The sequence below is a fragment of the Cyclobacterium xiamenense genome (genome assembly GCF_009467825.1).
GTDB classification, from domain to species: domain Bacteria; phylum Bacteroidota; class Bacteroidia; order Cytophagales; family Cyclobacteriaceae; genus Cyclobacterium; species Cyclobacterium xiamenense.
Map to the genome: position 1 here is coordinate 136,789 of NZ_WIOK01000013.1, position 17,437 is coordinate 154,225.

Sequence of the window (17,437 nt, forward strand, 5' to 3'; positions counted from 1 at the left end):
GGCCTGAAGGGCCTGAACAATACTAACCGTGGGTGCCGCCCACGGAAAAAGCAAATAAAAAAGTATCTCCAACCCCGGAAGGGGTTGAATCTGAATTGCACGCATTGTAAGAATAGCTCTTTTTTAGATTGAGGGGTCATACCATCCATTCCATATCAGTAGTGGAAAACTCGCTGGCTGTAGTATCCCCGACACCTTTCCATCAAGATCTTTTTTTAACATCGCAATCGGAAAAAGGCCAGCTGCAACGGCCATGAACGAATCAGAAAACGAAAGAGTTAACCAATGAGCAGCGCAGATTCATTGACAAACGATTTTCGCACCCTTAGCTTTCCGTCTCCCAGCGCAACCGACACAGTTGGGTGCCCAAGGCCGGGTTGTGGTTGGAGGACAGGAACTCCTCCCCACCCACCTCATATATTTCCGGAGCGGCGCAGGGAATTTGTCCCAGGTATTTACGCGTGGCAGAGGCATCCTCCCTGCCAAAGTCCAGGGGATCGTCACTTCGGAACACATGGGTAATCGCCTGCACATAGTTTTGGGTCCGGAAAAGGTAATAATAGCCCTCCCGGTACACCACGTGTGGGCATTCGATTTCCCACCAATTGCTGCCGTACTGCCTTGCCCGGTGTACCAGTTGGTAGTTGGACCAATGGAGCAGGTCCCGTGAAGTACGAACAAACATCCCGCCTTTTTCCGGATCCCCGTCCTCCAGGCCGGTATAGTACAGGTGCCAAAGACCGTCTATCTTGATCAGGCAGGGATCCCGTGCCTCTCCCGGACCGGTAAATGCCCGGCTTAACCCGTCATCAAAGGCATGTCTGCTCCAATGCAGCCCGTCGGGGGAAGTCATGATGCAAATCTGGCATTCGGTGTCAAAGCTTTCGTTGCGGATTTTTCCCCGGGCCGGAACGCCTTCCCGGTTTCTCCCGGTGCTGTGGCCGCCATAAAACATGTAATAAAGGCCGTTTTCTTTGACGAAAAAAGGGGATTGGATCCACTCTTCGTTTCCCCATCCGTTAATGCTCTCGCCAAAGGCCTCGTTTGCCCGGATAAACTCGCCGGTGTCTTCCCAAGGGCTGTCGGTTAGATTTTTGGCTTTCCAATGGTACAGGATTCTTCCCCATCCGGTATGGCGTACACAGCCCCAGAGGTGCCACTGCCCGTCGTTTGCCTGAAAGAGATGGTGATCCACCGATTCGTAGTTTAGGAGGTTTCCGTCATCACCCATTTTGACAGGGATTGTATGGCTTCCCTGTGCCGGGGGAGGACCAATCAACCACCAGTCTTCGTCCAGTACCGGGCGGAGTTTGGTTTTGATAAGGGGCGTGCCGTTCGTTTCAGGTGCTAACCGAAGCAAACTGCTTCCGCTCAGCATTCCGAACGCTCCGCAATACAGACTGCTTTTAAGGAAGCGCCTGCGGTTGGAGGGCTTTGGTTTGGGGAGGATCGGTTGATGCTTTTTTTTCACGGAAATCGAAAAGGTTACCTAGCTGCTGATTACTCACCCATTTACAAGGGATACGCATGGCTATTGAGAACCAATTTACAACATGTATTTGTTTTTTCCTTTTCAGTAATGAAAGCTTTTTTACGAAGTTACCTTACAGGTGATCTTGAATCAGTTGGTATTCTTTCGAAGGGTTGAGGGATGGAGCTGGGTAAATCGCTTCGAATCGGGTTGAAAAATCTGTGCCTGAAATCCCCCTTTCCCTCCGCCGCGGCGGAGGGATTTAATTACACTACCAGAAAGCGCTGGCGGTCCACTAGTGCATGTAAATCGACTAGACGTTTACCCAATTAAAGCAAAATAGCTACCATTTAAACGGACTGAAAAAATTACTCGTGCATACCGTTATCGGTAAACCGCACGTATCCGAATCCCCTTTTGTCTGATGGTTTAAGCAAGGGATTATCGGACGGAAATCCCCGCAGGGTGTAGCATCCACGACACCCTTCTATTTTGAGAACATACTTCAGCAACGCAATTGTTAAAAGGTCATTTGCAATGGCTAAAAACTAGCCACAAAAGGAAAAGGTCTACAAAATGTAGGGCTCCTCATCTTGTAAAGTAAAACAACCATCTGTTATTTCAGTCTAGACGAATCCTTACGAAGCCCAATTCATCATCCATATTTTCATACAACCAGATTTTGTTATCCGCAAAAAAGTGTTGGCGTGGATTTTTTGGGTATTGCTCCAGATACGTCTCACCGAGCATCGTTAAATCCTTGTCCAAAACGGTGAGGTAAACTTCTGCGCCGGTTTCGATTGCTTCTCCGTATTCGTCCAGGTTTTCGGAAAATTGGGTTGTGAACGATAGCCGGATGTAACGCTGAGATACCGGGTCCCATTTAGGAGGTAAAAAATAAATCGACTCATTGAATTTCATGTAATGTTCTTCCGCCTGCAGCAGTTCCACCGTTTTTGGGAGTTTGTATTCATTTTGGTTGGGTGTAAGCTGGCTTTCCCAGGTTTTCAGGTACAGGGAATCCAACCGGATATCGTACACATAGGCTTCATTGAATGCGCCGTTGGTGATCACGATTTTTTCGTCCTGGATCGCGTGTGCTATAGGTTTTGGGCTGAACCCTCCTGCGGGTTTTCCCTCGTGTTCGATTTCCATCCGGTAGTCGTTGAGCTTCCTGGTCTCGGGTAACGGTATTTTTTCATACGACTCAGTTTCCAGGTCAAACCGGATAAGAAAAAATTGGTGGTCCAGCCACTTGCCGTACAGGCCATAAAACGTATTCGGATCACTGGGATGCTCCATCAAGCGTATGGGAAATATTTCCGGACCCTCTATTTCCGAGGCAATTCTGGTCAACTTTAGGTCCCTGACTTTCTTGCCCTCCTGATCAAATAAGGCATTGAGTCGATTGGACCAGACCATTACCTGGTCGTTGCCGGTCAATGCATAGCCGCCTATGTATCCTCCCATTCCATCAGGGCCTTCCTTTTCATATTGGAGCGTCCTCTCCAGTTCCAAGGTCTCCAAATTGACCTTATCAAACCTGGCCTCGCCATAGTTATAGTGATACAGGTAGTTACCATCGGCGGAAAGCTCGGGGTGGGTAAGACCGTATTTCAGGTTGATAATGCTGCCTTGTGGATCAATCAGCACCGTATCCTGGGTCAATAAAAAATCAACAGGGGCCGCTGGCTCGGATTTTTTTTCTGAGCAGCCTAAAAGAATAAGTAGACTGCATACAAGTACAGGACTTTTCATTGGTTTGGATTGATTGCGGTCAACAAGTAGGATTCATTTTACGGGCGAATATCCTTCTTAAAATCTGGAATACAGGAGTTTAAATATATTTAAAATTATAGTCGTATCACATATTTATTGACGTATTTTAACTCTTTTTTCCAAGACCTCAATGGAGTATATCGAAGTGGCGGCACCCTGTCCCTAAAAATTATCGTTAAATTAAAGCTGGCGCTGAATAGACCATGTCTCATAAGGTCAACAAACGGACAAAAGGAATCAATTGACCGTATTTCGCACAAAACTCAATTTATCGGATATATTTTCGCAAAGCCAAATTTTGATGGTAAGGAAAACGTGGGTCGGTGTTTTTTTTTGATATTGACCCAGGTACGTCTCTTTGATGATAGTTGTCGCCTTATTCGACTCCGAGGCGGTCGTATCGTTCTATCCCGCCTTCTTCTTTATAAACATTTGACCCATTCCGGGTCTGTGTTCCTTCCTTTTTCCGGCGGACAATGCCAAGTTGCTTTCTTCTTTAGACAATGGGGCGGTAAGAACAAAAAGAATGCCGGCAGGGAAATCAATGGACAGACGAACGGTGAAAGGGCAGTCAATGATATTGATTGAATTTTTCATCCCGAAGGGACCATATGTTTATAGAAGCATTTCAACAAGGAAGATTCGACCCCGACGGGGTCGCATTTCGCTGAACGTAAATGCTATCTATAAACATGTGACCTCTTCGAGGTCTGGTTTATTACCTAATCCGTTTGATTAGTAAATGAGGGTAAACAAATTAATGGTACGCATTATCTATCCATTTAAACAAATACTTTTCTCCATATTCTACTTCAAACTTTTTCAAAAACCCGATATATATAATACTCTTGCTAGAATGTTATTTTCTTGTGATGCTCTTTTTGGTTTTGGATATAGGCAATTACATTGTCCAAAGCGGAATGGGAATAAGAAAATGCCCCATAACCTTCCTACCATTCAAACTTGTACTTCACAAATTTCTTTTCTTTGACAAAAGCATTGGATGCCTTTTTAACCTCCCTCACAAGATCGGACAGGCAGCATGCAGGCTTCATACCGATTAAGGTATGAATATGGTCCGGCATGCCGTTAATTGCAAGTAGTTTTTGACCCTTGTTAGTGATTATTCCGGTGATGTATTTATACAATTCTTCCTCCCACGACGCACCAATCAAACTGGTTCGGCCTTTAATAGCGAATATCACCTGAATATAGATCTGTGAAAATGTACACATAATACATTCAAATTAGTAAACGAATCACCATTCGAGCTAAAGACAAACAGCAGTTGAAGAATTTCGGAATACTCCAAGGCTTGCTGCATGCCAGAACCTACCCCTTTTTTATTATCCTTGGCCTCAATGATGGCGAGCGGAATGTTGTTTTTGTAATAAAGGATGTAATCGGCTCTTTTTCTTGTTCCCCGGGTATGAAGGGAACCTTGCACGATGATTCGGCCATCAGTAAAAAAAACTTCTTCACGGACCTGCTTGTGAATATCCCACCCTGCCTTTTTCAGCGCTGGCGTAATGAATTTGGTGCAAATGTCCCGTTCGGATAGGCTTTTTTTATACATCGTAAAAAATACACCATTGGTTACAGGTCTAAAGATATTAGTTAATCGCTAAAAAGAAAATCTAATTCTTGGAATGTCTTGTAAATTGATTGTATTATCCCATCCAATGTACATCATCTCGGTCTGTTTTCCTTGCTGGAGACCTGGATTTTTTGGCCATCAGCCGCAATAGCCTTGTAGAAAGTTTGCCGTGCCGACTTGTAGGAATCAGGGGGGCGAAAAATACCTGGCTGGCTTCGGTTTCAGGTGGTCCAGGACCGCTTTTCACGGGCGGTAAAGCCATAAAAAAAACCATGCTTTTCAGAAAAGCATGGTCGACAGAAAAAGTCAGGATCGATTAAAAACCAAAACCCAAGTAGATCTGCCCTACGCCATTTTTGGAGTTATTGGTTAGGTTTCCGGCCAAATTGGTATTTCCCACTTCCCTAAGGCCGTAATTGTAACGCGCTCCTACGTTGACGTTTTTAATATCAAATCCAACGCCCACTACCAGTCCGTAGTCTACTCGGTTAAAATCTTTGGTATCCAATTGCTGCACGACGTTTGGGCTCAGTTCGGAGGAATTCCAGTTCTTGACATTTGCCGATAGCAGGTAGCTTAGGTACGGACCCGCGTGAATATTCAGTGGTCCTACATTTACTGCCAATGCAATGGGTACCTGTATGTAATTCAGGTTAAACCGAATCTCACCGGTCTCGATACCGAATCGGTTTTCAAAATCGGAACCCCCATAAGAAACCTTGGACCCCATATTGGTGTACAAAACTTCCGGCTGTACCGCCACAAAACTGTTGATTGGGATTTTACCAAATACCCCGAAGTGTATACCCGCCTTCATGTTTTCATCCTCTACGTCGGGTTGTTCCACGTAAAGTTGGGATAGATTCAACCCTCCCTTGATACCAAACTTGGGCCCGGGGTTGTTGTTCTGTGCAGAACTGCTGTTGGTACTCGCCAGTACGGTCACTATCAGGAGCGTTAGGCTAATGATTAGGCGAAAATATAGGGTTTTTTTCATGACGTTGCTTCGTTATAATAATTATAAGATTTATTAACAGGGCAAATATAATTCTTTTATATTAGTAAAATATTGTAAATAAAAATATAAAAAATACATATTTAATGGGTGTATAAAAAACGTTGGGTTGGCAGCCTGTTCCGAGGGGATACGTGTAGGCAAAACATTCCCTCCAAGCGGTTTAGCTGCGTCTTTCTTTTCGCTATTTCCGAAAAATCCAGGGCTCCCGGGAGCTACGCTCGGTTGGGTTATACATGGGAGAAAACCGGACAACGTACCCGCCGGGGGGCAGCGCTTTTCCACGCCGGATTTGGCAATGGCATGGGCTATCAACCAAGCAGGCTGCAAAAAACTACAAACGGTTGGCCAGGCTGGCCTGTTGCATCCGTAGCGAAGACTAGTTTCGATCGTCCTTCCGGTAGTTTTCCAACAGGGCCATGAGGAGGGTTACCATTTCCGGATGCTGCCCGGACAGGTCCCGGCCTTCCCGAAAATCGTCCTTTAGCTGATACAATTCCCGCTGTCCGTTGTCCCGTACGATCAATTTCCAATCACCCTGCCGCACGGCGGAGGCTCCCTTTATCTTCCAGTAAAAGGAACGGGGGCTTGCCGGTTTTTCCTGCAGGCCTGCCAGGTACTTCCAGACAGAGGCTCCGTCCCAAGTGTTTTCCGCTTGCGGGGCCGTGCCGGATACTTCCAACAAGGTAGGGAGCCAGTCACTCATATGGATGGGGGTACTGATTTTTCCGGCCGGCAGCCGGCCCGGCCAGTTAACAATACCGGGAACACGGATACCTCCTTCGTAGAGGTCTCCTTTCCAGCCCCTGAGCGGAAAATTATTTCCCAAAACGCGATGGGGTTTATCCGCATATTTTCCCCGGTATTGCTCGGTGCTGCTCCAGCTTTTTTGTCCCCCATTATCGCTGAGAAACAAGATCAACGTGTTTTCCCGTTGTCCGGTTTCCTCCAGGGCCTGCAGGATTTTGCCAATTCCTACGTCCAGGTGGGAGACGCTGGCGGCAAATAGTTTTCGGGAAGGGTGCATGGTCAGTTTATCGGCATACAGGTCGAGGTATTCCTCGGGTTCTTCCAGAGGATAGTGCGGCACGTGATGGGCCAGGTACAGGAAAAAGGGGTTTTCTCGCCTTTCCCGGATGAAGCGGACAGCCTCTGCCGTCAATAAGTCCGTGACGTGCCCTTCTTCCTCCAGGTACCGGTCGTTTCGATGCCAGGATTTTCGGTCGGTTAGTTGGGTTTCTGTTTTGTATTCGTGGGTATAGGGATCAATCTGTCCGTCAAAGTACCCGTACGACTGGTCAAATCCGTATTTCAGCGGAGTATAGGGAGGCGAACCCATGTGCCATTTCCCTACGATGGCGGTAGAATAGCCCGCTTCCTGCAGCAGGGAGGGCAGGGTGGGCGCTCCCAAGTCGATCACTTCTCCGTAAGCGGGAGCCAATACGCCGAACCGGCTGGGAAATTTTCCGGTCATCAGGCTGACCCGGGTAGGGGTACAGGTAGGCATGACGTAAAATTGCTCCAGAATCTTCCCGTTTCGGGCCAGCCGATCAATGTTGGGTGTGCGGATTTCCGATCCCTGGTACCCCACATCGGACCATCCCAGATCGTCCGGGACGATTACCAGGATGTTGGGCCGCTCTTGCTGAGCAGTTTGAGCCGGGGAGAGCCTGGCCCATGCGAAAAGAAGCATACCGAAAAGAAGAAGAGGGCGGTTCATGTTGGGTTTGGTTTTTTTACAAAGAAAGAACTTTTTATGAATTACCGGAACAACTCCCCGTCCTAAATGAATCCTTGGAGCGGATGCGGCCGAATCATTTCGCAAGAAATAACCGGCATCAAAAAGAAAGCGGCAAAGAAACGACGCCGTTAAAGTCGGCCGGGAAATGCCCATTATACAACTCCCTTTACCGATGGTAACTACACCTCTGCAAATCCGGTATCGCCTAAATAGCCGGACGGGCCGCGACTACCCGAAACCGCCACTATCCACCGTGTAAAACTTGCGCGATTTTTAGGAGCACTGCTGCAACCATTCCGATCGGTCGGCTCAGTAGGCCGGGCAGCTTTCCCTGGTAGTTAGAATTTTTCGATAATGTTCCTAATTTTTTACTTTAATAAATTATTATCATAAATATTTTTAATTAATCAACCGTTAAATTTCAATTTAAAGGTGCTTGGGAAGGCTTTTTTACAAAATTTAATTGTAAATTCATCCCTCCATTGCAAAGGTTTTGCAGAAGTGAGGTGGTTTGCTGGCAGGGAGGAGAAGGGGAGGTAGACTGTAGCCCAATGGAGGAAGATGAATGGTTTTCTCCAGCAAGAAGGGTTACTGGTTTCTTCCTTGGGGTCAGGTAAAATCCCTGGCCTGAGGTCAATCGCCGGGATTAATGAAGATGTTTGTGGTGAAGGCAGGTTGCGCCCGTCGCAGCCAATACAACGAATGAATTAAGCTTAGTCTATTCGGCCTAATAAAGAGTATTCATTCAGGAAAATCCTCCAAGGATCCACATTGCGGGATCTTTCCGCCGGGTAAAAGAAATCAAAAACGCGACGATTAGCCTGTAAAAACAGTGTATCAACTACTTAATTTCCTAAATCAATTTCTCTAAAACCAATGTTTCAGTTCTTTACCCTTACAAACACATGAATAAAACCCTACCAATCGAACGGGCAATGCGACGTTGCCTGTTTGCATTTCAGCTGCTAGCCCTGCTTGCGGTATGTCTTCCCCTGACCGCGGTTTCTGCGGCGAATGGAGAAGCAGTCCGCGATGTGACCATACGGGGCACCATTTTAGATGAGACGGGACAGCCCTTGCCCGGCGCCACTGTGACGGTGACCGGAAGCAGTGCAGGTACCGTTTCCGATATCGATGGAAACTTTTCCCTCACGGTACCCGACGATGCGACCCTGGTCGTTTCGTTTATCGGCTACGCCACCCAGACCATTCAGGTGGGAAACCAAACCGAATTTACCATTCAAATGACCCCTGACGAGACCTCCCTGACCGAAGTGCTGGTGGTGGGCTACGGTACCCAGGAAAAACGGGACGTTACCGGGGCGGTTTCGTCCGTCAAGGGAACGGCCATTCAGAATTTACCCGTTTCCGGCGCTGCCCAGGCCCTGCAAGGCAGAGCTGCCGGGGTAAACGTGGTCCGAAACGGTGGTGCTCCCGGAAATCAAGGGTCCATCCGTATCCGGGGGACGGGTACCTTAAACAATGCCGATCCCCTGATCATCATTGACGGCGTGCCGGGCGGAAACCTGAACGACGTGAACCCCAACAACATCGAATCCATTGAAATACTGAAAGATGCTTCCGCTTCGGCCATTTACGGTACCCGGGCTGCCAACGGCGTGGTGATCGTGACCACCAAACGCGGTGATTTTGACCAACCGCTGAAATTTGAGCTCAACGGCTACACGGGCGTATCGAATGCCATCAAGACCATCGATGTGCTGGAAGCCCCCGATTTGGCTTTGCTCAAGCGGGAACGGTATACCAACGACGGCCTGGCCATCAACCCCATCTGGGAAAACCCCGCCTACCAAACCCAACAAACCAATTGGCAGGAAGAGCTGCTGGGACAGGGAACCACGCAAAACGTGGATTTGACCCTTACCGGCGGCAACAAAAACTCCTCTTTTATGCTTTCCGGGGGGTATTTTGAGGAGAAAGGGATGATTACCAATTCCAATTTCAGGAGGTTGAGTTTTCGGCTGAACTCCGACCACAAAATAAACGACCGGTTTAAAATCGGGCAAAACCTGCAATTGGTTTCCATCGATCAGGTCAGTCCCAATACCCTTTCGGCTCAGACTGGCGTGTTGTGGAGCGCCATTCGCTTCCATCCCGGATTGCCCGTGCAGAATCCGGACGGAAGCTATAGCTCCTCCCAGATTTCCGGCGAGTTTGGCGATATCAACAACCCCATTTTTACCCAGGAAAACCTGGATAACAACAATACCAGCCACAAGCTGCTCGGTAACGTGCAGGCGGAATACGAATTGCTGGAAGGCTTGAAAGTGCGTGCGAATTTTGGCCTGGAAGGGGCCATCAGCGACGGCTCTAATTTTAACATTATCGTCAACGACCAGATACGTGCTAACCCCCGAAACTCCCTATCTAGAAGTTACAACGAGTATTACTCCGTACTGGCTGAGTACTTTGTTTCCTACGACAAAGTGTTTGCTGACCTGCACAAGGTGAATTTTGTCGGTGGGTATACCACACAGACCTTTAACTCGGATGGATTTAGCGCCAGCAAGCTGGACTTTATCGACGAGTCCTTTGACCAGCGGTTTTTGGACGTGGGACAAACCCTGAATTCCATCAACGGGGGAAAATCGTACGATGCCCTGGCCTCCTATTTTGGTCGGGTAGCCTACGATTACGACGAGCGCTACCTGGTTACAGCTACCTTTCGAAGCGATGGGTCCTCCAAATTTGCACCGGGCAACCGCTGGGGGTACTTCCCGGCATTCTCCCTGGGTTGGCGGGTATCCGAAGAAGACTTTTTTCAGAACATCGGCTTCATTTCCAATTTGAAAGTTACCGGGGGCTGGGGAAGCCTGGGTAACCAAAATGTGCCCGGTCTGCAGTACCTGGCGCTTATCAGTTCGGGACGCCGGTATTCCTTTGGCGGCAATCAGACGGTTGGTGCCGCCCAAACCCGAATACCCAATCTGAACATCACCTGGGAATCCGCCCAAATGACCAATTTTGGCCTGGATATCGGATTTCTGGAAAATCGCTTATTGGCCAACTTCAACTATTTTATCAAAAACACCAAGGACATGCTGATTGCGCCGCCTACCATTGGTAGCATCGGCACCGCTCAGATTCCCAACCAAAATATTGGAGAGCTGCGGAATCAGGGTCTGGAAATGGAGTTGGTATTTCGGGAAACCAAGGGCAAATTGTTCTACTCCGTTAGTGGAAACGCTTCCTTTATCCAAAACGAAGTTACCCAGCTAGCCGACGGGAATTTCATCGGTTCCCGGCTGTACGGCCGGTCCAGCCAGGAGTTGTCCCGAACCTACGAAGGCTTTCCGATTGCCAGCTTTTATGGCTGGCGGGCAGACGGTATTTACCAAAGCAACGAGGAGATCCAAAGCGATGCGAATATCGCCAACTATCCCCGAAGGACAGCCGGCTTGATTCAGCCCGGAGACGTACGTTTTATCGACCTGAATAACGACGGACTGATCGACGAAACCGACCGGGAAGTCATCGGTAATCCGCATCCCAAGGTGGTGTACGGGCTGAACGCCGAACTGGGCTACGGAAATTTTGACCTGAGTTTGTTTTTCCTGGGCAATGCAGGTTTTGACATTTACAATGCCGACCGCATGCAGGGGATTGATCCTACGTACCCGTTCAATATGTATGCCGAAACGATCAATCGCTGGAACGGTCAGGGAAGCACCAATGAAATTCCCCGTATGACCACCAAGCGAGACAACCTCAATCACCGCACCTCGGATATGTTCCTTGAGCGGGGGGATTTCTTCCGGCTCAAAAACATGGTGCTGGGCTATACCTTGCCAGAAATGCTGACCTCACGTATCGGGGTCACAAGGGCCCGGTTTTACGTCACCGGTCAGAACGTATTCATCCTCACCGGCTATTCCGGCATGGATCCCGAACTCGGCTATACGGACGGAAACCTACAGTTGAATGCCGATTTTGCCCAGTATCCCCAAGCCAGAAGCTGGACCATCGGTACCACCATTACATTTTAAGTCAAGCCATGAAAAAGACGATTTTATACCTACTACTTTCCGGGGTGCTGCTAGGCGCCTGTGACGATTCCATTCTGGAGACAGTGCCTTATGGGCAATCGACGTCTTCCCAGTTTTGGAGAAATGCGGACGATGCCATCGCCGCCGCCAATGCCATGTACGAGCCGCTGGTGACGCATGACTTCTACGGGCATGCCGAGCATACCTTCGATATTCCTTCCGATGATCAATTCAGGGCCGGTGACCACGGCGAAGACCAGGCCATCGAATCCTTTACTTTCGATGCAGGGAATCCTCAGTTGTATTACAGCTGGCGGCACAAGTACGAGGTCATTTCCCGCGCCAACGCGGTCTTGATCAACGTACCCGATATATCCATGGACCAGAGCCTAAAAAACCGGACGCTGGGTGAGGCACACTTTCTGCGCGGCTTTATGTACTGGCGGTTGATGGTCATTTATGGGGGCACTCCCTTGATTTTGGAGGCGGACGTACTGGCCAACGAGTACAACAAACCCAAGGCCACCATGGAAGAAATGCAGGCGCAGATCGCGGCGGACTTGAGCATTGCGGCCGATTTGTTGCCGGAATCTCATGGTCCGGATGATTTGGGCCGCGCACACAAAGGCTCTGCCCGGGGATTGCTGGCAAAGTTGTACCTGTATCAGGAGAACTTTGCCGGGGCCATACAGGTCGGGCAGCAGGTGCTGGATGGTCCATATCCATTGGCCGATGATTTTGGGGATAACTTCCGGGTGGAAACCCAAAACAACCCCGAGATGCTGTTTGCGGTGCAAAGTTTGCAAGGCTGGCGGGAAAACAACCACGTGATCTATTCCACCCCCAGACCCTGGGGAGGATGGGATTTTCACGAGCCGGTGCAGGATTTGATCGATGAATTTGAAGAAGGGGATCCCCGATTGGATTACACCGTCTACAAACCGGGAGACATGGTGGACCTGGGGGGTAGCCGGGGGTTGACGCCCTATACGGAGGACCTGTCCTCGACAGGTTACCACTTCCGAAAATACAGTTCCTGGAGACCACAGGGCGGGTTAAACATGAGTCACAATAACCCCATTTTGCGTACGGCAGACGTGTACCTGATCGTAGCGGAAGCGAAAATACGCTCCGGACAAAACGGAGACGCCGAGATCAACGCGGTGCGGCAGCGGTCCGGTAGAGCCCCGTTGACCAATGCCACCATGGAACACCTGATTCACGAGCGCCGGGTGGAACTGGCCGGTGAAAACCAGCGCCATCAGGACCTGATCCGCTGGGATCGGGCCGGCATCGTGGACATCGTGGCCATCTACCAGAAAGACCTGGGTCCCTTGAAGCCACCCCGAACCTTCGAACGACCCAAGCATTACCTGTTTGCCATTCCGCAACGGGAAATTGATCTGAGTAACGGTGTGTTGACCCAAAACCCCGGGTATTGATGGAACGAATTGCGTTTTTCTTCCTCCTTGGCCTGGGAACACTGGCTGCCTGTACCCGGACTCCCGGGGAGCAGCTGCTGGGCAAATGGAAGTTGGACTCCGCGTATTACCATTACAACCAGTTTAGTTTCAGCAGTGGCGGCTGGCACCAGGAAGAGATCTACGAGTTTCTCCCCAGCGGAGAAACCCGTACCCTGGCGCAAGGGTCCTTTATTTCCAATGCTTACGAGCTGGAAGGCAATCAATTAGTTTACCTGGACGAAGCCGGGGTGCCGAGTAGTACCTACGAAATTCTGGCATTGGACCGGAATCACCTGGTGCTTCGTGCGGAAAAACAGCCCCTCTTCAAGGGGGGCAACCAAAATCGATTTGAGATTCGCTATTTCTCTAAATTTGATTGAACGGGGTAGGAGGTAAGCCGATTTCCCTGCAGATCAAAATATTCGATGCGAATCAATTCTTTTTCATAGGGAATGCTAGTGGGTTGTTGGGTCAGGTACCCGGCTCCCCGGTAGCATTCCTTTTTTCGTATCCTTCCCGATCGGTAATGAAGCTCCACATAGGCAGCCCGATCGACCTTTGGCGGAGAAAAATCCGGCGGCGCAGCCGGAAAGATATCCAGCCAGGTCGTGGGGGCATCGTTTTTCAGGGCTACGGCAAGGTTTTTCCCCTGGCTCTCTACCCGCAGATGGGTCAATCCCCGGTGGTCCCCCGAGATCCAGGGCGATTGTGGGGGACAGGTAAAGCTCCCCTTGCCGTCGCCGTGCAACAGCAGCCCGTAGGAGGCATCGTAGGGACCGTTGATGGCTTCGGCCTGGTGATTGTTTCCCGTTAAGAAAAGGTCCGTATGTCCATCCCCGTCAATATCCGAAGCCAGGGCTCCATAAACCGGAGCCAGCTGCGCCTCGTTGGGCAGCGGCAGCCAGTGAAAGCCTTCTTCGGTATTCAAGAGGATGCCGGAGGCAAACCGATCAGCGGACAACTGCTGCGGTTCGCTTACACCCGTGGCGGCAATCAGGGAGGCCAAATCTGCCCGCGCATAGTCCTGGTAGCTGGGGTAGGATTTTCGTAAGGCGGGCAGCTGTTGAAACAAATCGTCCCGGGGATGCAGGGGAACGCGCTTGCCGTCCCGTACCTCCGAAATAATCGCCTCCCGGCTGCCATTGGCGTCAAAATCCGCCCAGTGGATCTGCAGCGGCTCGCCCTCCCGGGCCTGGTAGCGGCTATTGTGTCCCAGGTTGCCGAGGATGTAATCGGTGCGTCCGTCTCCATTCAGGTCGGCCCCAGTGATGCTGTTCCACCAGCCGGCGCTGTTTGCCAATCCGTTTTCCCCAGGTTTGCGAACCAGTTTTCCCTGTTGATTTTCAAAAAGCGTGACTTCCATCCATTCCCCTACCAGCCATAAATCCAGCCAGCCGTCGTTGTTATAATCCGACCAAAGTGCCGCGGTAACCATGCCGATGGATGCCAGTCCGGGCGCGCGCTCCTTTGTTACGTCCCGGAATTTCCCCCCTTCGTTAAGCAGCAATTGGGAGGTCCCGGGAAGGGGATAGTCATTGGGCGCCAGTCGCCCTCCGATAAACAAGTCCAGGTCCCCGTCGGCGTCAAAATCGCCGGCAATTACACAGGAACCGCTTACCGGATTTTCCGGCAGTGATCCCTCCGCACGGAGGAATTCACCGTTTCCATCGTTTAGGTACAGCCGGTCCTGGTAATAGGGCGATCCGGGTTTGAATTCGTTTCCTCCCGAAACCAGGTACAGGTCCTGATCGCCGTCCCCGTCTGCATCGAAGAATAGTGCACCCATGTCTTCGTACACCGCATCCGCTTCCGGCAGGGAGCGGCGGTCAAAACTTCCTTCCGGGGTTTGGATAAAAAGCTGCCCGTTCTGTCCGTGGGCACCTCCGACATACAGGTCTTCCAACCCGTCCCCGTTTAGGTCCGCCACAGCGGCTCCGGGGCCCAGTTGGGAATGCTTGTGGGGCAGCATGGGCTGCAGATTAAAATCCGCGTAGTACCGTTCTTCGTGAGCAAACACCGGGAGTTGCGGTGCCGATTTCGGGCGAAGGGTAGGGGTTGCAGCAAGCGGTCCGACGGGTTCCTTGGAAGCGGGGGTAGCGGCTTCCTGATCCAGTTCCAGGGTTTGGTTGGCGGGAATGTCCGTCAGCCGGCTGTGCTCCCCGTTTGGCCAGACGACGAGTAGGGAATCCACGGTTTCGGCCGTTCCCAGGCCAAAATGAATCGTTTCGGACACCGAGGATTGGTAGCCCCGGGTTAAATACTGCTCGTGAAACTGCTGCAGGGAATCCGTCCATAGGTATACCTTTGCTCCAAGCGCCTGGATATTGGGACGCTTGCCGGTTAGCTGGAGCTGCAGAAAGCGAGCGCCCTTTTTCCCGGCATTGTTTTGGTAAATGGCGGCGTTTGCGTAGGTATTGGTAACGATCAGGTCCAGGGCGCCGTCATTGTTTAGGTCGGCGTAGGCAGCCCCGCTGGAGTAGGAGGGCTGTGCCATGCCCCAGTCAACGCCCACATCCCGGAAGGTAAGGTCCCGGCGGTTTTGGAAGATAAAATTAGGGATATGCGCTCCCTCCAGGTTTTTGAGGGCTTCGCTGATTTCCCGGCTGCTAAGCCGCGCAAAATTGGATCGGTAGTCCACAAAATCCCGGTTGGTGATGTCGCGGGGATAGCCGTTGGTGATTAGCAGGTCCTTCCATCCATCGTTGTCCAAGTCCAGCCACAAGGGGGCCCAGCTCCAGTCGGTAGCGCTGACGCCTGCCATCGGGGCAATGTCCGAAAACAGGGGCAGGTTTTCCGCAGTGGTGCCCCGGTGCAGCTGCAAGGTATTGCGCATGAGTTGCGGTTCGTAGCCCGTCTTGAGTTCGGACAGGTAGCGGTCGTTGCCGGTTTTTCCGAACATCAGTTTTTGCCGGTAGGTATCCGGGGGCAGCATGTCCACGCTGAGGATGTCGGGGAGTCCGTCGTTGTTAAAATCCGCCACGTCCGTTCCCATGGACGAGTAGCTGGTATGGGGAAAGGCCTTTCCGGCCACATTTGTAAAGGTACCGTCTTGTTGGTTGAGGTAGAGCAGGTCGTTGGACAGGTAGTCGTTGCTGACGTAAATATCCGGCCATCCGTCCCCGTTGCTATCCGTGATGGCTACCCCCAGTCCGTAGCCTTCGATGGTGATGCCTGCTTCGGTGGAAATATCCGTAAAGGTTTGGTCCCCGTTGTTGCGGTACAGCTTGTCCGTGTTGAGCATTTCCCCCTGCAGCCGTTTTGGACGGATGATATTGGGACCCGTTTCATCGGTCATGTTGTTGAGCAGGTACAGGTCCAGGTCCCCGTCCCGGTCGAAGTCAAAAAAGGCCGCTTGCGTACTGAAACCCCGGTCCGCCAGTCCGTAGCTTTCTGCCATTTCGGTAAAGGTCAGGTCGCCCTGATTGACGTACAATTCGTTGGCGCGTTGGGGGGAGCCGTAGGGCCCTGAAAAACAAATATAGATGTCCCGCAGGCCATCCTGGTTGATATCGACGATGCTGACGCCGGTAGCCCATTTTCCCTGGGTAGTGATTCCCGAGGAAGCCGTGCGATTTTCGAAGGTAAAATCCCCTGTATTGATATAGAGCTCCGAGTTCCCCATGTTGGAGGTAAAGAAGAGGTCGTCTAGCCCGTCCCCGTTAAAATCCGCCACGGCCACACCGGCGCCGTTGTAGAAATATTCGAAGGTAAGGATGTTCATAAACTCGTCTTCGCGCAGTGTATTTTGGAAATCTACTCCCGAGTGGGAAGCGGGGATTTCCGAAAGCAGCTGGGGTTCCCGGCAGGAAAACCCCAAAAGCAGGGCCATCACTACCGGTACGAGGGATTGTTTCATGGAGCGCAGGGTGATCGGACTAAATTAGTGGAATAAAGATACCGAATTTGGTCAGGGAATGGGAAGCGAAGGGGGTTAATTTTTTGTGAAAACGACGGTTTGCCTGCTGCCTGGGTTTTGTGCGCTGCCGTCTGTTATCTTTTGTGTAGTGATTTTGTCTGTTTTTTTGGGCTTTTTACTGTAAAATTTAGTAGTATTATCTCCTGATAAAAAAGGTGATTTTAATATGGGTTATCCACCCAAATTGGGATGCGTAACCCTGAATTAGACAGGTATATATACAAGTTATAGCGCATATTGTGAAAGTTAATTCACATATAACCAACTTTTTAAAATTTTGAAAATGGTAACTTTTAAGTTACATTTACGTTCATGGATAAAGTAAGGGAAGTCATAGCCTACCAAGACTATTTTGAGAACTTTCTGAAAAAACAGACAGTTAAAGTTCAAAACAAGATTTACAAGGTTATTGAGGCTATTGAAACCCTGGAAAGAGTACCTAAAACCT

General features: G+C 50.3%; 9 protein-coding genes and 2 pseudogenes. 4 read left to right on the forward strand and 7 right to left on the reverse strand.

Features of this window, described 5'->3' with window-relative positions; genetic code table 11:
* Window positions 1–325 precede the first annotated feature (325 nt).
* Window positions 326–1,471, reverse strand: a complete 1,146-nt coding sequence (locus GCU44_RS11850) for a glycoside hydrolase family protein (RefSeq protein WP_154856585.1) — start codon at window positions 1,469–1,471, stop codon at window positions 326–328.
* Between the two features lie 621 nt (window positions 1,472–2,092).
* Entirely contained in the window at window positions 2,093–3,229 is a 1,137-nt protein-coding gene (locus GCU44_RS11855) for a DUF4221 family protein (protein ID WP_154856586.1), read from the reverse strand.
* A gap of 117 nt (window positions 3,230–3,346) precedes the next feature.
* On the opposite strand from GCU44_RS11855, the gene GCU44_RS23080 reads away from it, so the two are divergent.
* Window positions 3,347–3,838, forward strand: a complete 492-nt coding sequence (locus tag GCU44_RS23080; RefSeq protein WP_162533409.1) for a hypothetical protein — start codon at window positions 3,347–3,349, stop codon at window positions 3,836–3,838.
* A gap of 169 nt (window positions 3,839–4,007) precedes the next feature.
* Here GCU44_RS23080 and tnpA read toward each other — a convergent pair.
* The 4 genes and pseudogenes from tnpA to GCU44_RS11880 all read right to left on the reverse strand — a co-directional run bounded on the left by tnpA (window position 4,008) and on the right by GCU44_RS11880 (window position 7,582).
* A pseudogene (tnpA, locus tag GCU44_RS23540) lies at window positions 4,008–4,485 on the reverse strand (IS200/IS605 family transposase).
* A 17-nt stretch (window positions 4,486–4,502) separates the two neighbouring features.
* Window positions 4,503–4,826: pseudogene (locus GCU44_RS11870) on the reverse strand (type I restriction endonuclease); the annotation flags it as partial.
* Window positions 4,827–5,163: 337 nt separating this feature from the next.
* Window positions 5,164–5,844 carry a porin family protein gene (locus tag GCU44_RS11875; protein WP_154856588.1) on the reverse strand — a complete coding sequence of 227 codons (681 nt, stop codon included), beginning with the start codon at window positions 5,842–5,844 and terminating at the stop codon, window positions 5,164–5,166.
* Between the two features lie 397 nt (window positions 5,845–6,241).
* The gene (locus GCU44_RS11880) at window positions 6,242–7,582 is read right to left on the reverse strand and encodes a sulfatase-like hydrolase/transferase (protein WP_161993935.1); all 1,341 of its coding nucleotides are present in this window, start codon (window positions 7,580–7,582) and stop codon (window positions 6,242–6,244) included.
* A gap of 926 nt (window positions 7,583–8,508) precedes the next feature.
* Between GCU44_RS11880 and GCU44_RS11885 the strand changes: the two genes are divergently transcribed.
* Genes GCU44_RS11885 through GCU44_RS11895 form a run of 3 tightly spaced genes read left to right on the forward strand, consistent with a single transcriptional unit; the run spans window position 8,509 to window position 13,453 of the window.
* Window positions 8,509–11,610 (forward strand): SusC/RagA family TonB-linked outer membrane protein, encoded by a 3,102-nt coding sequence (locus GCU44_RS11885; protein ID WP_154856590.1) that lies wholly within the window; start codon window positions 8,509–8,511, stop codon window positions 11,608–11,610.
* Window positions 11,611–11,618: 8 nt separating this feature from the next.
* The gene (locus tag GCU44_RS11890; RefSeq protein ID WP_154856591.1) at window positions 11,619–13,052 is read left to right on the forward strand and encodes a RagB/SusD family nutrient uptake outer membrane protein; all 1,434 of its coding nucleotides are present in this window, start codon (window positions 11,619–11,621) and stop codon (window positions 13,050–13,052) included.
* Window positions 13,052–13,453 carry a hypothetical protein gene (locus tag GCU44_RS11895; RefSeq protein WP_154856592.1) on the forward strand — a complete coding sequence of 134 codons (402 nt, stop codon included), beginning with the start codon at window positions 13,052–13,054 and terminating at the stop codon, window positions 13,451–13,453. The genes GCU44_RS11890 and GCU44_RS11895 overlap by 1 nt, the downstream gene beginning before the upstream one ends.
* On the opposite strand, the gene GCU44_RS11900 is transcribed toward GCU44_RS11895, so the two are convergent.
* A complete protein-coding gene (locus tag GCU44_RS11900) occupies window positions 13,432–16,929 on the reverse strand; it encodes a VCBS repeat-containing protein (protein ID WP_154856593.1) in 3,498 nt (1,165 codons plus the stop codon). The two genes, GCU44_RS11895 and GCU44_RS11900, sit on opposite strands and share 22 nt — an antisense overlap.
* Window positions 16,930–17,437 lie beyond the last annotated feature (508 nt).

Coding starts and splice junctions, on each gene's coding strand:
- GCU44_RS11885 (WP_154856590.1), top strand. CDS start 8,509: ATGAATAAAACCCTACCAATCGAACGGGCAATGCGACGTTGCCTGTTT.
- GCU44_RS11855 (WP_154856586.1), bottom strand. CDS start 3,229: ATGAAAAGTCCTGTACTTGTATGCAGTCTACTTATTCTTTTAGGCTGC.
- GCU44_RS11890 (WP_154856591.1), top strand. CDS start 11,619: ATGAAAAAGACGATTTTATACCTACTACTTTCCGGGGTGCTGCTAGGC.
- GCU44_RS11895 (WP_154856592.1), top strand. CDS start 13,052: ATGGAACGAATTGCGTTTTTCTTCCTCCTTGGCCTGGGAACACTGGCT.
- GCU44_RS11875 (WP_154856588.1), bottom strand. CDS start 5,844: ATGAAAAAAACCCTATATTTTCGCCTAATCATTAGCCTAACGCTCCTG.
- GCU44_RS11900 (WP_154856593.1), bottom strand. CDS start 16,929: ATGAAACAATCCCTCGTACCGGTAGTGATGGCCCTGCTTTTGGGGTTT.
- GCU44_RS11880 (WP_161993935.1), bottom strand. CDS start 7,582: ATGAACCGCCCTCTTCTTCTTTTCGGTATGCTTCTTTTCGCATGGGCC.